Genomic DNA, 18,172 nt, shown 5'->3' with positions numbered 1-18,172 from the left:
GGCTAGGCGCCTCGCATGTTCCGGCACCCACAATGTATCTCGAGTACTTCGGCCTGAAGGCGCCGCCGTTCTCGATCACGCCCGACCCACGTTTCGTTTTTCTCAGCGAGCGCCACCGGGATGCGCTCGCGCACCTGATGTTCGGCGTCGGGCAGGGCGGCGGTGGCGGATTCGTACTGCTGACCGGTGAGGTCGGCACCGGCAAGACCACCCTGAGTCGCCTGCTGCTGGAACGATTGCCCGACAACGCACGCGCCGCGCTGCTGCTCAATCCGTCGCTTTCGCCAGTGGAGCTGTTGAAGACCCTCTGCGAGGAACTGCGGCTGGATACGGCCGGCGTCACCCGCAAGCCGCTGGTGGACCGCCTCAACGCCTACCTGCTCGAAGCCTATGCGCAGGGCCTGCGGGTGGTGCTGATCATCGACGAGGCGCAGAACCTGTCCCGCGACGCGCTGGAGCAGATCCGGCTGCTGACCAACCTGGAAACCGATACCCAGAAGCTGTTGCAGATCATCCTGCTGGGCCAGCCCGAACTGCGCGAGATGCTGGCGCGTGATGACATGCGCCAGCTTTCGCAACGCATCACCGCGCGATACCACCTGGATCCACTCGATGCCGCCGAGGTCGGCGCCTACCTGCGCCATCGCTATCACGTTGCCGGTGGCCAGCGACTGCCGTTCAGCGACGCGGCGATACGGCGCGTGCACCGCCATTCCGGCGGCGTGCCGAGGCTGGTCAATGTGATCGCCGAGCGCGCGCTGCTCGGGGCCTACGCGCACGATGCGGACACGATCGACGACAAGGCGGTGGACCGCGCTGCGCGCGAGGCGCTGGCGCCAGAATCCCGCCAGGCACCGCGGTCGCGCCGGATGGCTGGACTGCTGGCTGCCGGGGCGGTAGTGGCGTTGGCGATGGCCGCGGCGCTGGTCTGGTGGCGGTCGTGGACACCGCCCGAGCCTGTGGCGACGATCCGCGCCGAACCCGTGGCGGAACAGGTTGCCCGCCCTCCGGCGGCCGTGCCAATGCTCGATGGCGCCGCACTGTCGGCCCGGTTGCAGGCGGGGGCTCCCTCGCTTGCATCGGCCTGGCGGCAGTTGCTGCAATTGTGGGAGTTGCCTGACGACATTCCGGCCACCTGCGCCCCGGCGATCGCTCCGGGGATCCACTGCCTGCATGGCCACAACGGGCTCGACACGTTGGCTGCGCAGGGCCTGCCGGCGCTGCTGCGTCTGCGCAGCGGCGATCAGGATGGCTGGGGGGTGTTGCTGGGCGTCGATTCGACCCATGCGCGCCTGTGGCTGGCGGGGGCGACTGTCGACATCGACCGTATCGCGCTGGCACGGGCCTGGAACGGGGAATACCGGGTGTTGTGGCGAGCCCCGGCCGATGTCCGACCGCCGCTCGAACCCGGAAGCGCCACGTTCGACTGGGTGTATGCGCGGCTGGTGCCGCGCTACCTGTCCGCCGATGCGCCGGCCGGGGTGGCTGCGATGCGCGAGGCGGTACGCCGCTTCCAGGATGAGCACGGTTTGCGCACCGACGGCGTGGTCGGCCAGGAGACATTGATGGCGCTCGCCGCCACCGATGGCAGCGGTCCGCGATTGTTGCGGGTGCTTGACTTGGAACAGGGGAGTAGGGCATGTCGCTGATCCTCGAAGCCCTGCGCAAGTCCGAAGCCGAGCGTCGCCGTGGCGAGGTGCCGGATCTGTTGAGCGAGCCGCGGCCGGTCGCCCGGTCGCGAAGTGCGCGCCGGCCGCGCGCCTGGACGTGGGTGGTCGCCGTGCTCGCGGCGGCGGTCGCGTTGCCGGTCGTCTGGCTGCTGCGTGAAGACCCCGCGGGGCCCCTCGCCGACGTACAGGCCCCGGGCGTCCCGACGGTCGCCATTACCGGATCCGCGACGGCGCCTGCATCCGTGGATGCGGCTCCGCAGGTGTTGGCGCCATCGACAGGGGCCGATCCGGCCCCGGACCTGCCATCACCCGGTCCCGCGCCTGTGTCCGAGGCCGTCGCGGTGCCTGTGCCCGCGGCGGTTCCGTCGCCTCAGCGCCCCGAACCGCGATCCACCGCGATTCACCAGCGGCCCGCCGAGCCAACCCCAGGGCCCATATCGGAACCCACGCCGATCGGGTCGTCGCCCGGGCCGGCCATTGAGCCCGTTCAGATCCCCGCTCCCGTGCCCGAGCCGGGCAACGACAGGTTGCTGCCGCTGTCCGGATTGTCCGGCGAGGAGCGCCGACAGTTGCCGCCCTTGAAAGTCAGCATGCACATGTGGTCCGAGGACCCGGCGCGGCGTTTCGCCATCATCGATGGCAATCGCGTCGGGGAGGGGGACATGGCAGGCAATACCGTGGTCACCGCGATCACCCGCGATGCCGTGGTACTGGACTGGCAGGGGCGCCGGCTCGAACTGCCGATCCGCTGAACGGCAGGTTTTCACCGGCTCGGCCGGTAGGCTATAATTTCCGGCTTACCCCGCCATCCCGGCGGCTGGGCAACACAGGAAATACCATGGTCAAGATCCGTCTGGCGCGCGGTGGCGCCAAGAAGCGTCCCTTCTACCACATCATCGTCACCGACAGCCGCAACGCCCGCGATGGCCGCAACATCGAGCGCGTGGGCTACTTCAACCCCGTCGCCACCGGTGGCGAGAAGCGCCTCGAGCTGAACACCGAGCGCGTTGAGCACTGGATCGGTCACGGCGCGCAGATGACCGGCAAGGTTGCCGGGCTGTACAAGGAAGCGCAGAAGTCGGCAGACGCGCCGGCTGCCAGCGCCGCCTGAGTCCGGGCCGGGGCATCCGCTCCGATCCCCCAGCCGGTCGGCTGCAGCGAATGAACGATCAAGGGCGCCGCATCCTGTTGGGCAGGGTGCTTGGCGCCTTTGGCCTGCGTGGCGAACTGAAGTTCGAGTCATGGACCGAGCCGCGCGCGGCGCTGTTCGGCTACCAGCCGTGGATCATGGTCGACCCACAGGGCGGTGAACGCGCGGTGCGCGGTGCGCGTGGGCGCGAGAGCGGCAAGCACGTGATCGGGCACCTGCCCGATGTAACCGACCGCGATGCCGCCGAGGCTCTGCGCGGCACGGAGATATATGTCCCGCGCGAGACGTTGCCGCCACCAAAGCCCGGCGAGTACTACTGGGTCGACCTGGAGGGCCTGCGCGTGGTCAACACCGAAGGCGTTGAACTGGGCAAGGTCTCGCACCTGTTCTCCACCGGCGCCAACGACGTGCTGGTCGCCCGCGACGACGAACGTGAGCGGATGATCCCGTTCGTGCAGCCGCAGTACGTCACCGGTGTGGATTTCGAGGCCGGCGTGGTCACCGTCGACTGGGATCCCGAGTTCTAGCTCCCCGCCCCATGCGTATCGACGTCATCAGCCTGTTTCCCGAGTTCGTCGACCAGTGCGCCGGTTTCGGCGTGGTCGGGCGAGCGCGTGAGCGTGGGCTGCTGTCGCTGCATGGCTGGAACCCGCGCGACCATGCCGAGGGCAACTACCGCCGGGTCGACGACCGCCCGTTCGGCGGCGGACCGGGCATGGTGATGATGATCGAGCCGCTGCGGGCGGCGATACGGGCTGCACAAGCGGCCGGGCACGTAGACGATCGGCCGCCGGCGCGTGTCGTCTACATGAGCCCGCAGGGGCGCCCGCTCGACCAGGCCAAGGTCCGCGAGCTGGCTGCGCTGGACCGCCTGGTCCTGCTCTGCGGTCGCTACGAGGGCGTCGACGAGCGCCTGATCCGGGCCGAGGTCGACGAGGAGATCTCGATCGGCGACTACGTGCTGTCCGGCGGCGAGCTGGCCGCGGCGGTGGTCGTGGACGCGGTGGCGCGCCTGCAGGACGGTGCCCTCAACGACGCCGAATCCGCCATCCAGGACAGCTTCGAGGCCGATGGCCTGCTCGACTGCCCGCACTACACCCGTCCGGTCGAGCACGAACTCGGCACCGTGCCGGCCGTGCTGATGTCCGGCAACCATGCCGAAATCGCCCGTTGGCGGCGGATGCAGGCGCTGGGCCGGACCTGGGCGCGGCGCCCTGACCTGCTCGACGAGGCGGCGCTGTCGCCAGCCGATCGCCGCCTGCTGGATGAATGGCGGGCCAGCGGGGAGGGAGGCGTAGTTTCGGGAGCCCCCGGGCCACTGGCGTCCGGGACAAAAAAGCCGCTATAATTCGCCGCTTAGCTCTGCCCATGCCATGACGCGGGTCCACGTGCACTCGCGCAACAACCGCCGTCCGGTATCCGCATTTACCGGGAACCGGCGGCCTAGAAAAGCGACATCAACAGGCCAAGACCATGACCACCCTCAATACGCTCCTGCAGGATTTCGAAACCGAACAGGCCCAGCGCCAGCTGCCCGAGTTCGGCCCTGGCGACACCGTCGTCGTCAACGTCAAGGTGAAGGAAGGCAACCGCGAACGCGTCCAGGCTTATGAAGGCGTGGTCATCGCGAAGAAGAACGCCGGCCTCAACTCCTCGTTCACCGTGCGCAAGATCTCGCACGGCTACGGCGTCGAGCGCGTGTTCCAGAACCACAGCCCGATCATCGACTCGGTCGACGTCAAGCGCCGCGGCAAGGTCCGTGCCGGCAAGCTGTACTACCTGCGCGGTCTGGAAGGCAGGAAGGCCCGCATCAAGGAAGACCTGTCGGCGGTGGCCAAGGCCAAGGCCGAGAAGGCAGCAGCCGCAGCCGAGTAATTCCGGCGCTTTCCAACGCGCCAGACGGCCGCCCGGGGCAACCCGAGGCGGCCGTTTTCATTTTGCAGCCCATCCCTGGACACCACGTGTAACGCTTGGTATCCGGGCGCGGGGCTTTGGGTTCCTGCTGCCCGAATGCGGTGCTTGATAGGGCTGGACTCGCCTCCATTTCAACCACGTGGGCCGTAATCGACCGGGTTTGCAATGACTTCCGACATCACGCCGACCGTCCGTCTCGACCAGTGGCTGTGGGCGGCGCGTTTCTTCAAGACCCGCAGCCTTGCGAAACAGGCGGTGGAGACCGGCAAGGTCGAGGTGGGAGGCCAGCGTGCCAAGCCTTCGCGCACGGTGCGGGTGGGCGATACGCTGCGGGTGGCGCGCGCGCAGGAGGTGTTCGAGATCGAGGTGCGTGGAATCAGCGATACCCGTGGCCCGGCCAAGGTGGCGCAGGCCCTCTACGAGGAAAGCGAGGCATCGCGGCAGGCCCGCGAACAGGACCGCGCATTGCGTGCGGCTGCCAATGCCGGTTACCACGCGCCGGAGAGCAAACCCGACAAGCGTGCGCGTCGGCTGATCCGCGCACTGGGCGACATCGACGCGAGTTGAGCGACGTGCACAGGACGCTCAGAACAGGCTGACTCCTGGCACCATCCACAGCGACAGAGCCGCCAGCGCGATGCCGATGCCGGTCGCGGCCAGCACGTCGCTTGGATAGTGCAATCCCAGCACCACCCGCGACAACGCCACGCTGGCGACGAACGGCACCAGCAGCCAGGCCAGCAGCGGGTAGTGCGCACAGGCCACGATGCTGAAGGCCACTGCATGCAGGGTGTGTCCGGAAGGGAAACTGAACTCGTCCAGTGGCGCGATAAGTGCATGGATGCGGCGATCGGACGCGAACGGACGCGGGCGTCGGGTCCAGCGCTTGAGCAGTTTGTACAGGACCAGCGCGATCAGGCCGGTCGCGGCCATGTGGGCCGAGGCGGCCAATCCGTTCATGCCGTCGAAAACGATCAGCGCGGCCATCAGCACGTACCAGAACACGCCGTCGCCGAGCCGGCTGACCGCGGCGAAGTAAGTGCACGAGCTCAAGCGCTGTTCGGCCCAGCGGTTGGCGCGCAGGCACCATCCCGAATCGCCGTGCTGGACTCCATCGATCAATCGCTTACGCAGAGGCAGGCGTTGCATGGCGTCTCTCCGTGGTCAGGCCTTCAAGCAGGGCATCGAGATCGGTGGCGACCTGTTCCGGCCGCAGCGAGCTGACGGATTCGCGGCAGGCTTGTGCGCAGGCCCGGCGCAGGGTGTCGTCGGTGGCCAGCCGCAGCGCCGCGGCGACAAAGGCGTCGTCATCGCCATCGGGCACGGCGAAACCATCGGTGCCATTGCGCAGGTGCTCGTGTGCGGCACCGTAATCGAAGGCCACGGTGGGCACCCCGCTGGCCATCGCTTCCAGGGTGACGTTGCCGAAGGTTTCGCTGCGGCTCGGGAACACGAACAGGTCGCCGCTGGCGCAATGCCTGGACAGCGCCTCGCCACGCTGCATGCCGCAGCACACGAAATCCGGATTCTGCTGCTGCAATCGCGCGCGCTCAGGCCCGTCGCCGATCCAGACGAAGCGGGCGTCTGCCCGCCGGCGCTGGATCTCGCGGAACGTGCGAACCGCCAGATCGAGGTTCTTCTCGGCGGCGATGCGGCCGATGTAGACCACTGCCAGGCCGTTGCCTGCGACTCCCCATTGCGCGCGCAATGCGTCGTTGCGCCAGGACGGGTCGAAGCGACGGGTGTCGACTGCGCGCGGCAGCCGCACCACGTTCCTGAAGCGGTTCGATTGCAGGAATCCCGCCAGTTCGCGGGTCGGTACCACGGTGGCATCGCCGCGGTTGTGGAAGCGCCGCATCCAGCCCAGTGCGGTACCGGTCAGTGCATGCAGGCCGTAGTCGCGCATGTATTCATCGAAACGGGTGTGCAGGCCGGTTGCGATCGGAATGCCAAGCCGTCGTGCCGCCCGCAACGCCGACCAGCCCAGCGGGCCTTCGGTGGCGATGTAGATTGCGTCCGGTCGCGTTGCACGCCAATGTGCGGCCAGCCGCCGCGCGCAGGGCAGGCCGAAGCGCAGCCCCGGGTAGCGGGGCAGGGGCATGCCGGCCACCAGAAGTTGGTACTTCTGCGGTGTGTCGCCATTGCCCTGGTGCGGGCGGACCACCCCGATTTCGTGGCCGCGGTCGCGAAGACCGCGCTCGAGCCCCTCTACGGTCAGGGCGACGCCGTTGATTTCAGGTGGGTAGGTCTCGGTGACGATGGCGTAGCGCATGCACGCATCTCCCCCAGCCCATGATGGGGTTTGGGAGAGGATGCGGTGTGCCGGTGAATCCTCCATGTCAGTCCGGTGACATGGGTGTGACGTCATGCCTCAGGTTGTCTGCGGCGCAAGGTCTTCGGGAGGTCGATATCGGCAATCCCGATTTGCCGGAACGGGATCACTCCTTCGGGTAATTGGCCGCCACGAGCCCGATGATGCCTGCGACCTGTTCGCGGACTCGCGACGGTATGCGCCGAAGCGATGCCAGGCATTGCGCCTCGATGTCATCGTGGGCGTAGTCGCCAATGTTGACGGCTGGCGTCCAGCTGTCTTCCGCCGGATGGATCGGTCCGCGTCCTGTACCCAGCCATTCAAGGCAGACCCCGGTCGCTATCGCTATCTCGACCAGGTGGTGCATCGAAGGGTGGCTGCCATGGGTCCGCTCCCATTGAGCCACTGCGCCACGCTGCACACCTACGGCCTCGGCCAGTGCCTGCTGCGACATTCTGGAAAGTGTCCTGGCGCGGCGGATGCGGTCGCAAAGGGGGAGGACTGAGGTCATCTTCGCTGAGCTCATCGTTCCTTGTGTCCTGTGTGGGTTTTGGATGTCCGGTGGCGATTACGGGTAAGTGATTCGCTATGCGGATGTATCCGGTATCGATAACGCCATCCTGGAAAGACATGGCCGCGACGATTTCGATACGCGATATCGATTGGATGAGTTATTGATTTAGCACACTCAACAATGAATGGGGTTCACGCCTCCTTGATTCTTGCGGAGACAGCCTGCGAACCGTTCGGAAGGCCAGCGCGGGTACTACTGCCCAAGTGACGTCTTTACGAATTGCTTACGGGGACATGCGGATCTGCGCGAGCGGTCACATCGAGTGATCGCTCACCAGATCCTCCGGGTTGGGATGGAATCCGCGATGCGGGTCGCGGTAGTCGTTTCCACTCCACCACCTCAGCACGCCGGGTGCCGAAGCGGTACCTGCAGCCGATTGCGTCCAGGGAGAGTGAGCCATGTCGAAGCCGACTCGTAGCAGAAGAATCCGTCGCGGACGCCGTATCCGCCGCCATCCCCTCAGCCGCAGCATCGCACTGGCATTGCCGTTGCTGGTGGCGCTGCAACTGGTCAGCCCCAAGGTCGCCGCACAGGACGCGACCTGGAGCGGGCCCGCAGCGGGATTCTGGACCACTGGTACGAATTGGAGCGGCGGGACGGTCCCGACCGGGACGGCGACGTTTGGAACCTCGTTCCTCTTTCCGCGCACCATTTCCTTTGGCGATGGCAGCAACAGTTCGATCGAGACGATCCAGTTCACGGCCCTGACCGACGCCCTGCACACGTTCAACGTGGGGAGTCTCACCGGCGCCAGCTTGAACGTCACCGGGACCGGCATCGTCAACAATTCGATATTCCAGCATGTCTTCAATGTCGGCGGTGCAGCCGGCACCGGCACGCTCAACTTCAACGGCACCGGCACGACGGCGGCCAATGCACAGATCAACGTTGGCGCCGCCGGCAATCTCGGTTTCGACGGCACCGCCACCGCCGGAACCGCGACGATAGGCATCGCCAGTGGCGGTGCCGCCAACTTCCTTGGCGGCAGCACGGCCGGAACCGCCAACCTCAACGTGGCGCTGGGCGGCGATCTCGCTTTTGGCGGCGCTGCCACGGCGGGCAACGCCAACCTGACCGTAGGCGGCAACCTGAGCTTCAGCGACACGAGCACCGCGGGCAACGCGGCGATCGGCGTCAACAGCGGTGGCACCCTCGGCTTCCTTGGCTCGAGCACGGGCGGCACTGCCCAGCTCACGCTCAATGCCGGCGGCAGTCTCGACATGAGCGGCCTGACTTCCGGTGCGATGACTCTCGGGTCGCTCTCGGGCGCGGGCGCCGTCGATCTCGGCGCCAACACCCTGTCGCTCGGCGCGACCGGGCTCAATTCGACTTTCAGCGGTGTCATCGGGGGCGGTGGCGGGCTGGCCTGGGACGGCACCGGCACGCTTTCGTTGTCAGGCGCCAACACGTTCTCGGGCGGCGTGGCGATCAACAGCGGCAGTGTGTTCGCGGGCAGTACCGGTGCATTGGGCACGGGCACGATCAATTTCGGTGCGGGCAGCGCGTTGACGCTGGGCGCGAACGGGACATTCGCCAACGCGATCAACCTTGCCGGTGGCGCCGATGCGACGTTGTCGGTCGGTACCGGTTTGAACGCGAGCCTGAGCGGCGACGTCAATCTCGGCACTGGCGCTTCGCTGGGCTTCGGCACCGGGGCTGCGACGGGCGGCCTGATCCTCGATTGGGGCGCCGGTTCGTCCATCGGTGCGGGCGCAAATCTCTCGGCCGACTTCGGCACGGTGGGCCTGGGTGCCGGATTCAACGGCGGCCTGCTCGGCGGCGCGAACCTCAACATTGGCGGTTCGGGCACCTTCAGCCTCAACGGCATCAATACCACGCTGGGCAGCCTGACCGGTTCCGGCAGCCTGTCGCTCGGGACCGGCAATCTTTCGCTCGGCGCGACCGGGCTCGACTCCAGTTTCAGCGGCATCATCGGCGGCAGCGGCGGGTTGGGCTGGAACGGCTCCGGGCTGCTCTCGCTGTCGGGGGCCAACACCTTCGCAGGTGGACTTGCGGTCAACAGCGGCAGCGTGTTCGCCGGCAACGTCGGCGCGTTCGGCACCGGTGCGGTCGACCTCGGCGGAGGCACCTCGGTGACGCTGGGCGCGAACGGCACGTTCGCCAATGCCTTCAACCTTGCCGGCGGCCTGAGCGCGAACCTGTCGGCCGATGCCGGTTTCAACGCGAGCCTGGGTGGCGATTTCAATCTGGGCGCCGGCGCGACGCTGGGCTTCGGCACGGCGGCCGCGACCGGCGGCCTGACCCTCGACTGGGGGGCAGGTTCGTCCATCGGTGCGGGCGCGAATCTCTCGACCGACTTCGGCACGGTGGGCCTGGGCGCCGGATTCGACGGCGGCCTGCTCGGTGGCGCGAACCTCAACATCGGCGGTTCGGGCGCATTCAACCTCAACGGCATCAACACCACGCTGGGCAGCCTGAGCGGTTCGGGCAGTCTGGGACTCGGCACCGGCTTCCTGTCGCTCGGCGCCACCGGGCTCGATTCGAGTTTCAGCGGCATCATCGGCGGCAGCGGTGGGTTGAACTGGAACGGCAGCGGCACCCTCGAGCTGTCGGGCGCCAATACCTTCAGCGGCGGACTTGATCTGGGCGGCGGCATCCTGAGCGTCGGTCACGATCTGGCACTGGGCAGTGGTGCGCTGACGGTCAGTGGCGCGGCCATGCTCGAGTCGAGTGCGGCGGTGACACTCGCGAATGCGATGATCCTCAATGCCGACCTTTCCCTTGGCGGCATCAATGACCTGGGTCTGGCAGGCAATCTGAGCGGCACTGGTGGCCTGACGATGAATGGCTCCGGCGTGCTCAGCCTGAGCGGCGACAACTCGCTCTGGGGTGGCACCTTCAGCCTGGCCAGCGGGACATTGGAACTGGGCAGCGCGACCGCCCTGGGCGCAGGGCTGCTCGACATCACCGGCGACGCTTCCCTCGGTGCCAGCTTCGACGGTTTCGATTTCAGCAACGACATCAACCTGGCTGCGGGAGCGAATCTGGCGCTCGGAGGTGATTTCGATTGGGGCCTGAGCGGCATCATCGGCGGGGACGGCAGCCTGAGCTTTGGCGGTCCGAGCCTGCTGACGCTGGGCGGTGCCAACACCTTTACCGGCGGGTTCGCGCTCGATGGTGGCAGTGTGCTGGCCACCCATCTCAGTGCGTTCGGCACGGGCGCGGTGAACCTCGGTGGTGGCGAACTGATCCTCGGCGCCAGCGGGACCTTCGGCAATGCGCTCAACCTCGGCGCCGGGCTGGGCGGCACGCTGTCGGTCGGCAGTGGCCTCAGCGCGGGCTGGGGCGGCGGTCTCGACCTGGGTGCGGGCGCGACGCTCAACATCGGCACGGCCGGCAACGACGGCACGCTGAGTCTGTTCGGCGGCGGTTTGCTGGGCGCGGGTGTCGGTGTCTCGGTCGATTTCGGCACCCTGCAGTTCGGCGATGCGGCTTCGGCGGGTCTGTTCAGCGGCGGCACGTTCAATCTCGGTGCGTCGGGCTCGCTGGGGCTCAACGGCTTCGATGCATCGCTCGGCAACCTGACCGGCAGCGGCAGCATCGATCTCGGCGGCAATCTGCTGTCGGTGGGCGGCCTGGGTCTCGATGGCAGTTTCGACGGCATCATCGGGGGCACCGGCTCCCTCGCCAAGGTCGGCCTCGGCACGTTGAGCCTGGGCGGAGCCAACACCTTCAGCGGTGGCGTGGACCTGTCGGCCGGCGGACTGCTGCTTGGCGCTTCCGGTGCGCTCGGCACCGGTACGCTGGGCGTGACCGGCGATGCCACACTGGGCGTCAGTCTCGGTGGTCTGGACATCGGCAATGCGATCGATCTCGGTGCCGGCGCAACCCTGGGGTTGGGCGGTGGTTTCGACTTCGGGCTGAGTGGCGACATCGGTGGCAGTGGCGGCCTGGGCTTCGATGGCACCGGCACGCTTTCGCTGAGTGGCAACAACAGCTTCAGTGGCGGCTTCGGTCTGTCGGCGGGCACGTTGAGCCTCGGCAGCAGCACCGCGCTTGGCACCGGGCTGTTCTCGGTCGGCGGCGATGCCAACCTCTTTGCCGGCATCGCCGGGCTCGACCTCGGCAACGCGATCGACCTCGGCGGCACGGCGACGCTGAACCTGGATGGTGTGGGCGACCTGAGTCTGTCGGGCGCGATTGGCGGCAGCGGCGGCCTGGGCTACAACGGCACCGGCACGCTGAGCCTGAGCGGCGCCAACAGCTTCAGCGGCGGTTTCGGCCTGGGCGGGGGCACGTTGAGTCTCGGCACCGGCACCGCGCTGGGTACCGGTTCGCTGGCTGTGCTCGGTGGCGCGACGCTGGCGACCGGCGTCGCGGGCCTGGACATCGGCAACGCGATCGACCTGAGCGCGGGCTTCGATCTCGGTATCGACGGCAGCAACGACCTGAGCCTGAGCGGAGCGATCGGCGGCACCGGCGGCCTGAGCTTCGACGGCAGCCTGAGCGGGGCGACGCTGAGCCTGAACGGCGCCAACAGCTTCAGTGGCGGTTTCGATCTCGGTGGCGGCACGTTGAGCCTCGGCACCGGCACCGCGCTCGGCACCGGCTCGCTGTCGGTGGGCGGCGACGCTTCGCTGCTGGCGGGCGTCACCGGTCTCGACCTCGGCAACGCGGTCGACCTCGCGGCGGGCGCGACGCTGGGCATTGGCGGGGCGAACGACCTGAGCCTGTCGGGTGTCATCGCCGGCGACGGTGGCCTGGGCTTCGACGGCACCGGCACGCTTGCGCTCAATGGCGCGAATACGTTCACGGGCGGCTTCGATCTCGGCAGCGGCACGTTGAGCCTGGGTGCCAACACCGCGCTGGGTACCGGTTCGTTGTCGGTGGGTGGCGACGCTTCGCTGCTGGCGGGCGTGGCCGGGCTCGATATCGGCAACGCGGTCGACCTGGTGGCGGGCGCGACGTTGGGCATTGGCGGGGCGAACGACCTGAGCCTGTCGGGCATCATCGCCGGCGACGGTGGCCTGGGCTTCGATGGCATCGGCACGCTTGCGCTCGATGGTGCGAACACGTTCGCGGGCGGCTTCGACCTTGGCAGCGGCACGCTGAGCCTGGGCGCCAACACCGCGCTGGGCACCGGTTCGCTCGACGTCACCGGCGACGCCTCGCTGCTGGCGGGCGTGGCCGGTCTCGACGTGGGCAATGCAATCAACCTCGGCGGTGGAACGACGTTGGGCGTCGGCGGTGCGAACGATCTGAGCCTGTCCGGTGCGATCGGTGGCACCGGTGGCCTGAGCTTCGACGGCACCGGCACGCTCGCGCTCGATGGTGTCAACACCTATACCGGCGGCACCAGCATCCTGAGCGGCACGCTGGATGTCGGCGGCTCGCTTGTTTCGCCTGTGACCATCGAGGCCGGCGCCACCCTGACCGGTGGCGGCAGTCTCGGCGATGTCAGCCTCTCCGGCACCCTCAACCCGGGTGCCATCGGCGGCGCCGGCACCCTGACCATGGGCTCGCTGCTCATGGACAGCGGAGCGGTGCTCAACTACGACCTCGGCGTGGCCGGCGGCAGCAACGACTTGATCACGGCCAACGGAGACCTGACCCTGGACGGCACCCTCAACGTCAATGACATCGGCGGTTTCGGTCCGGGTGCGTACACGCTGATCGGCTACAGCGGCACGTTGACCGACAACGGGCTGGACATCGGCACACTGCCGGCATTCATCGCGCCAGACGGGGTCGAAGTGCAGACCGGCGTGGCCAGCCAGGTCAACCTGGTGGTCAGCAACGGCGCGCTGGTGCAGTTCTGGGATGGCATCAATATCGTTGCGAACGGCAGTGTCGATGGCGGTGATGGCATCTGGAGCGCGACTCCGACCACCAACTGGACCAACACCAACGGCGATACGAATGGCGCCTGGCTCGGTGGCTTCGCCGTGTTCCAGGGCACGGCCGGAACCGTGGTGGTCGAAGGCCCGGTCGATTTCACCGGCCTGCAGATCGCGACCGATGGCTACAGCATCGTCAGTGGTCTCGCTGGCGTGCTCAATACCGATACCGCCGACACGATCATCCGGGTCGATCCGGGCATGATCGGCACGATTTCGGCACAGATCGGCGGCACCGGTGGCCTGGTCAAGACCGACTTCGGCACGCTGGTGCTGTCCGGTGACAACACGTTCACCGGCGGTGTCGACCTCGTCAACGGCACGCTGGGCGTCGGCAGCGACCTGGCGCTGGGGACGGGCTCGCTCGATGTGCTTGGTGATGCCACGCTCGATGCCACCGCGGCAGTGACGCTGGGCAACGACGTGAACCTGGGCGCGGGCTTCAATCTCGCGATTGGCGGCAGCAACGACCTCACGCTCGATGGCCTCATTGGCGGCGACGGCGGAATGAGCTTCGCCGGCCCGAGCACGCTGACTCTGAGCGGCGACAACAGCTTCACCGGTGGCTTCGATCTCGGCGGCGGCACGCTGAGCCTGGGGGCCAGCATGGCACTCGGTACCGGCACGCTGGGCGTGAGCGGTGACGCGACGCTGGCGACCTCTGTTGGAGGTCTGGACATCGGCAACACGATCGCGCTGGCGGGCGGCACGACGCTCGATATGGACGGCACCTTCGACCTGGGCCTGTCGGGTCCGATCAGTGGTGCTGGCGGACTGGCTTTCAATGGCCCGGGCACCCTGGGCCTGAGCGGGGCGAACACCTTCAGCGGTGGCTTTGATCTGGGCGGCGGCACGCTGTCGCTGGGCCATGACGCCGCGCTGGGCACCGGCACGCTGGACGTAACGGGTGATGCGACGCTGGGTACCAGCGTCGACGGTCTGGACATCGGCAACACGATCGCGCTGGCGGGCGGCACGACGCTCGATATCGACGGCACCTTCGATCTGGGGCTGTCGGGTCCGATCGGTGGTGCTGGCGGCCTGGGCTTCAACGGCCCGGGCACGCTGGACCTGAGCGGCCCGAACAGCTTCAGCGGCGGATTCGATCTGGGCGGCGGCACGTTGTCGCTGGGCCATGACACCGCGCTGGGCGTCGGCACGTTGGACGTGACCGGCGACGCGACACTGGGCACCAGCGTCGATGGTCTGGATATAGGCAATGCGATCGCATTGGTGGGCGGCACGACGCTCGATATCGACGGCACTTTCGATCTGGGGCTGTCGGGTCCGATCAGTGGTGCTGGCGGCCTGGGCTTCGATGGCCCGGGCACGCTGGGCCTGAGCGGCCCGAACAGCTTCAGCGGCGGATTCGATCTGGGCGGCGGCACGTTGTCGCTGGGCCATGACGCGGCGCTGGGCACCGGCACGCTGGTCGTAACGGGTGATGCGACGCTGGGTACCAGCGTCGACGGTCTGGACATCGGCAACACGATCGCGCTGGCGGGCGGCACGACGCTCGATATCGACGGCACCTTCGATCTGGGGCTGTCGGGTCCGATCGGTGGTGCTGGCGGACTGGGCTTCAATGGCCCGGGCACGCTGGATCTGAGCGGCCCGAACACCTTCAGCGGTGGCTTTGATCTGGGCGGCGGCACGTTGTCGCTGGGCCATGACGCCGCGCTGGGCACCGGCGCGCTGGATGTGACCGGCGACGCGACACTGGCGACGACGGAAGACGGCATCGAGCTGGACAACGCCGTGACGCTGGCCGACGGGACCACACTGGACGTGGACGGCACCCACGACCTGGGCCTGAACGGTCCGATCTCGGGTGACGGCGCACTGGCATTCGACGGCCCGAGCACGCTGAGCCTGACCGGCGACAACACCTTCGCCGGTGGCGTCGAGCTGGGCGGCGGCACGCTGGAGGCGGGCAGCGATACGGCCCTGGGCACCGGCACGCTGTCGGTGATCGACGACGCTTCACTGACTGCAGGCATGGACGGGGTCGACCTCGGCAACGACGTCATGATCCTGTCCGAAGCCACTCTGACCGTGGCCGGCGACAACGACTTGACCTTGAGCGGTGCAGTGTCTGGCGACGACACCAGCGGGCTGACCAAAACGGACGATGGCACGTTGACCCTGGGCGGCGATCTGACCGGTTTCGACGGCATCCTGGCGGTCGAAGGCGGCATGCTCAACGTGAGCAGTCCGGTCAACGCTTCGCTGACCACTGCAGAAGGCACCATCACCAACTTCGGCGACGGTGGCGACGTACTGACCGTGGTCGGCCCGATTGCCGGTACGGTCAATCTCGGTGATGGCGACGACACTCTGGTCAGCGACCTGGGTGACCTGGAAGGCATCACCGGTATGGTCGACGCCGGCGACGGCGACAATCTGCTGGCCCTGGTCGGCGACGGTGAGGGCATCCTGCCCACCAGCTCGCTGGTCAACTTCGACAATCTCGAACTGGCCGGTGGCGGCACCCTGATCGTCAGCGAGGGCACCACCGGCAACTTCGCCAACAGCGACATCGACAACGGCACCCTGGTCCTGGATGGCACCCTCGCCGGCAATGCGACGGTGGGCGAGGACAGCGTCCTGGTCGGCGCCGGCACGCTGCAGGGCGACCTGCTGCTGCTGGGCACCATCGCGCCAAGCGGTCTGGAAGGCGCCACCGGTGTGGCAGCCGGCAGCGGCATGCCGGGCAGCGTGCTGAACCTGGGCGGCCTGACCACTACGTCCACCTCCACCCTGCAGTTGCGCCAGGACGGTGACGGCACGACCGATTCGATCGCCGTCAGCGGCACCGCAACCTTGAATGGTGGCCAGGTGGTGGCGCTGCCGCAGGCCGGCAGCTATGCCAACAGCACCGACTACCTGATCGTGTCGGCTGGCAGCGTGGATGGTGCCTTTGACGGCGTCACCCAGGACGTACTGCCGTTCCTGCGGGCCAGCCTGGTGACGCAGGGCAACGACGTCTACCTGCGGCTTGCCCAGGCGGCCTTCAACGAGTTCCCGAACTTGCCTGACAACCAGCAGTCGGTGGCGGATGCGTTGCAGACGATCGCCGACCGCGACCAGGGCGAACTCGACGAACTGGTCTCCGCAGCCCGCGGTGTGACCGAGGACCAGGCACCGCGGATGTTCGATACCCTGACCGGCGAGAGCTATGCCTCGGCGCTCAGCGTGGCCCGCTTCGGTGCCGAGCGGCTGCAGCGCAGCATCGGCCAGCAGCTCGACTTCGGTCGTGAAGAAGAGAAGCCGGTCGGCTCGTTCACCGGTTGGGCGACTGCCTACGGCGGTAGCGCGGACTTCGACAGTGATGAGTTGGCTGCAGTCGATACCCGCCTGCACGGCCTTGCCATTGGTCTGAACTACCAGGCCACCGACGACTTCCTCTGGGGCGGCCATCTTGGCGCGGCGCAGTCGAAGCAGGACATCGACCGCCGCGGCGACCGTATCGACACCAACCATGCCAACCTCGGCGTGCACTTCGCCTATGCGCCGGAGTCGTGGTGGGTGCAGGGGGCGGCGGGCGTGAGCCGGCAGGACTACGATGGCCGCCGCAACATCGAGGTCGGCGTGTTCGAGCGCACCGCGCGTTCGGACTTCAGCGGCAACGGCATGTACGCGATGCTCGAGTCCGGTCTGCGCTTCGGCAGTGGCGACTGGAGGATCGAGCCGCTCGGGGGCGTCTACTACCACAACGTGAAGATCAACAGCTTCACCGAGCGCGGTGGCGACGATGCCAACCTGCGTGTCGAGTCGGCCGATTACGAAACCATTACCGCCGGTGTCGGGGTGCGTGCTTCGGGTAACTTCCAGACTGCCGGCGGTGGCCGCCTGATGCCGACCTTCGACGTGCGTTACCTGCACGACCTCAACGACAGTCGTCCGCGCACGATGAACCGCTTTGCCGCGGCGCAGGTGCCCGGGTTCTCGACGGTGGGCTACTCGCCTGATCGCAGCCGTGTGAATGCGGGCGTGGGCCTGGCCTACGCGTTCTCCCCGGCGACGATGGCTTTCGCCGAATTGCGTGGTGATCTGGGCGGCGACGATCGTGGCAATACGGTGGGTGTCGGCATGCGCACCACCTGGGGCGGCACTCCGGCCACCGCGGCGGCGCGTCCGGCACCGGTGCCGGCAACGGTCATCGAGCCGGAGCCCGCGACCGATGCCAGGAACGGGCGTGGCCTGGATCCAGCAGCTGCAATCGTTGCAGGCGCCGCTGCGACTGCGGCGATGGGAGAAGGCGCCGCCGCACCGACGGATCCGGCACCGGGCGGCATATGCAAGTTCCAGCCCGCGCCTGAGCCGGTCACGGAGTGTGCGAGCTATACCGTGGTACAAGGCGACTCCGTGAGCGGGATCGCCAGTCGCATGAACACCGGCGTTCCCGAGCAGAGGATGGTGGCGTTGTACCGGGGCAATCCGCCCGCGTTCATCGGCAACAACATGAACCGGCTGAAGAGCAACGTCGCGATGGACATCCCGTGTCCGGCGGCGATCGAAGCGATCCCGGTGTCCGAGGCCAGAGGTGTGGTCGGTCGGCATACCCGCGACTACGTCAAGCGTTACGGACCGTTCAAGCCCGCCGATCCGGATGCCACGGCATCGGCAGTGGCCTGCGAATGAGACCGGACTGAGCGGGGAGTAGGAAGCGCCATGGACGGCGCCCCGTGATCC

At 67.7% G+C, this 18,172-nt stretch carries 11 protein-coding genes; 8 read left to right on the top strand and 3 right to left on the bottom strand.

Annotated features, from left to right (window positions below; all coding sequences use genetic code 11):
- The first annotated feature begins 32 nt into the window (after positions 1 to 32).
- The 7 genes from FKV23_RS11165 (at position 33) to FKV23_RS11135 (ending at position 5,301) form a co-directional block, all read left to right on the top strand.
- The gene (locus tag FKV23_RS11165) at positions 33 to 1,649 is read left to right on the top strand and encodes an ExeA family protein (RefSeq protein WP_141623908.1); all 1,617 of its coding nucleotides are present in this window, start codon (positions 33 to 35) and stop codon (positions 1,647 to 1,649) included.
- Positions 1,640 to 2,422, top strand: coding sequence for a general secretion pathway protein GspB (locus tag FKV23_RS11160; RefSeq protein WP_141623907.1), 783 nt, complete (start codon positions 1,640 to 1,642; stop codon positions 2,420 to 2,422). Before FKV23_RS11165 ends, FKV23_RS11160 begins: the two co-directional genes overlap by 10 nt.
- A gap of 86 nt (positions 2,423 to 2,508) precedes the next feature.
- A complete protein-coding gene (gene rpsP / locus FKV23_RS11155) occupies positions 2,509 to 2,781 on the top strand; it encodes a 30S ribosomal protein S16 (protein ID WP_141623906.1) in 273 nt (90 codons plus the stop codon).
- Positions 2,782 to 2,831: 50 nt separating this feature from the next.
- Entirely contained in the window at positions 2,832 to 3,347 is a 516-nt protein-coding gene (rimM, locus tag FKV23_RS11150; RefSeq protein ID WP_141623905.1) for a ribosome maturation factor RimM, read from the top strand.
- 11 nt (positions 3,348 to 3,358) lie between these two features.
- Positions 3,359 to 4,168 carry a tRNA (guanosine(37)-N1)-methyltransferase TrmD gene (gene trmD, locus FKV23_RS11145; RefSeq protein ID WP_141623904.1) on the top strand — a complete coding sequence of 270 codons (810 nt, stop codon included), beginning with the start codon at positions 3,359 to 3,361 and terminating at the stop codon, positions 4,166 to 4,168.
- A gap of 125 nt (positions 4,169 to 4,293) precedes the next feature.
- Positions 4,294 to 4,695 carry a 50S ribosomal protein L19 gene (rplS, locus tag FKV23_RS11140; protein WP_141623903.1) on the top strand — a complete coding sequence of 134 codons (402 nt, stop codon included), beginning with the start codon at positions 4,294 to 4,296 and terminating at the stop codon, positions 4,693 to 4,695.
- Between the two features lie 204 nt (positions 4,696 to 4,899).
- The gene (locus FKV23_RS11135) at positions 4,900 to 5,301 is read left to right on the top strand and encodes an RNA-binding S4 domain-containing protein (protein WP_141623902.1); all 402 of its coding nucleotides are present in this window, start codon (positions 4,900 to 4,902) and stop codon (positions 5,299 to 5,301) included.
- 18 nt (positions 5,302 to 5,319) lie between these two features.
- Here FKV23_RS11135 and FKV23_RS11130 read toward each other — a convergent pair whose 3' ends face one another.
- From FKV23_RS11130 to FKV23_RS11120, 3 genes are all read right to left on the bottom strand, one after another.
- Entirely contained in the window at positions 5,320 to 5,883 is a 564-nt protein-coding gene (locus FKV23_RS11130) for a phosphatase PAP2 family protein (protein ID WP_141623901.1), read from the bottom strand.
- Positions 5,861 to 7,006 (bottom strand): glycosyltransferase family 4 protein, encoded by a 1,146-nt coding sequence (locus tag FKV23_RS11125; protein WP_141623900.1) that lies wholly within the window; start codon positions 7,004 to 7,006, stop codon positions 5,861 to 5,863. Before FKV23_RS11125 ends, FKV23_RS11130 begins: the two co-directional genes overlap by 23 nt.
- Before the next feature lie 166 nt (positions 7,007 to 7,172).
- Positions 7,173 to 7,556: a helix-turn-helix transcriptional regulator gene (locus tag FKV23_RS11120; RefSeq protein WP_141625171.1), complete on the bottom strand. Its 384-nt coding sequence runs from the start codon at positions 7,554 to 7,556 to the stop codon at positions 7,173 to 7,175.
- A gap of 461 nt (positions 7,557 to 8,017) precedes the next feature.
- Between FKV23_RS11120 and FKV23_RS11115 the strand changes: the two genes are divergently transcribed.
- Entirely contained in the window at positions 8,018 to 18,121 is a 10,104-nt protein-coding gene (locus FKV23_RS11115) for a FimV/HubP family polar landmark protein (protein ID WP_141623899.1), read from the top strand.
- Positions 18,122 to 18,172 lie beyond the last annotated feature (51 nt).

It is taken from the genome of Lysobacter alkalisoli, from assembly GCF_006547045.1.
Lineage (GTDB): Bacteria > Pseudomonadota > Gammaproteobacteria > Xanthomonadales > Xanthomonadaceae > Marilutibacter > Marilutibacter alkalisoli.
The sequence above is the reverse complement of the archived record's forward strand: the minus strand, read 5'-3'. Positions and strand labels throughout refer to the sequence as shown.

What these genes read in the sequence shown, in the direction of transcription:
- FKV23_RS11165 (WP_141623908.1), top strand. Translation starts at nt 33, where the DNA reads ATGTATCTCGAGTACTTCGGCCTGAAGGCGCCGCCGTTCTCGATCACG.
- FKV23_RS11160 (WP_141623907.1), top strand. Translation starts at nt 1,640, where the DNA reads ATGTCGCTGATCCTCGAAGCCCTGCGCAAGTCCGAAGCCGAGCGTCGC.
- rpsP (WP_141623906.1), top strand. Translation starts at nt 2,509, where the DNA reads ATGGTCAAGATCCGTCTGGCGCGCGGTGGCGCCAAGAAGCGTCCCTTC.
- rimM (WP_141623905.1), top strand. Translation starts at nt 2,832, where the DNA reads ATGAACGATCAAGGGCGCCGCATCCTGTTGGGCAGGGTGCTTGGCGCC.
- trmD (WP_141623904.1), top strand. Translation starts at nt 3,359, where the DNA reads ATGCGTATCGACGTCATCAGCCTGTTTCCCGAGTTCGTCGACCAGTGC.
- rplS (WP_141623903.1), top strand. Translation starts at nt 4,294, where the DNA reads ATGACCACCCTCAATACGCTCCTGCAGGATTTCGAAACCGAACAGGCC.
- FKV23_RS11135 (WP_141623902.1), top strand. Translation starts at nt 4,900, where the DNA reads ATGACTTCCGACATCACGCCGACCGTCCGTCTCGACCAGTGGCTGTGG.
- FKV23_RS11130 (WP_141623901.1), bottom strand. Translation starts at nt 5,883, where the DNA reads ATGCAACGCCTGCCTCTGCGTAAGCGATTGATCGATGGAGTCCAGCAC.
- FKV23_RS11125 (WP_141623900.1), bottom strand. Translation starts at nt 7,006, where the DNA reads ATGCGCTACGCCATCGTCACCGAGACCTACCCACCTGAAATCAACGGC.
- FKV23_RS11120 (WP_141625171.1), bottom strand. Translation starts at nt 7,556, where the DNA reads ATGACCTCAGTCCTCCCCCTTTGCGACCGCATCCGCCGCGCCAGGACA.
- FKV23_RS11115 (WP_141623899.1), top strand. Translation starts at nt 8,018, where the DNA reads ATGTCGAAGCCGACTCGTAGCAGAAGAATCCGTCGCGGACGCCGTATC.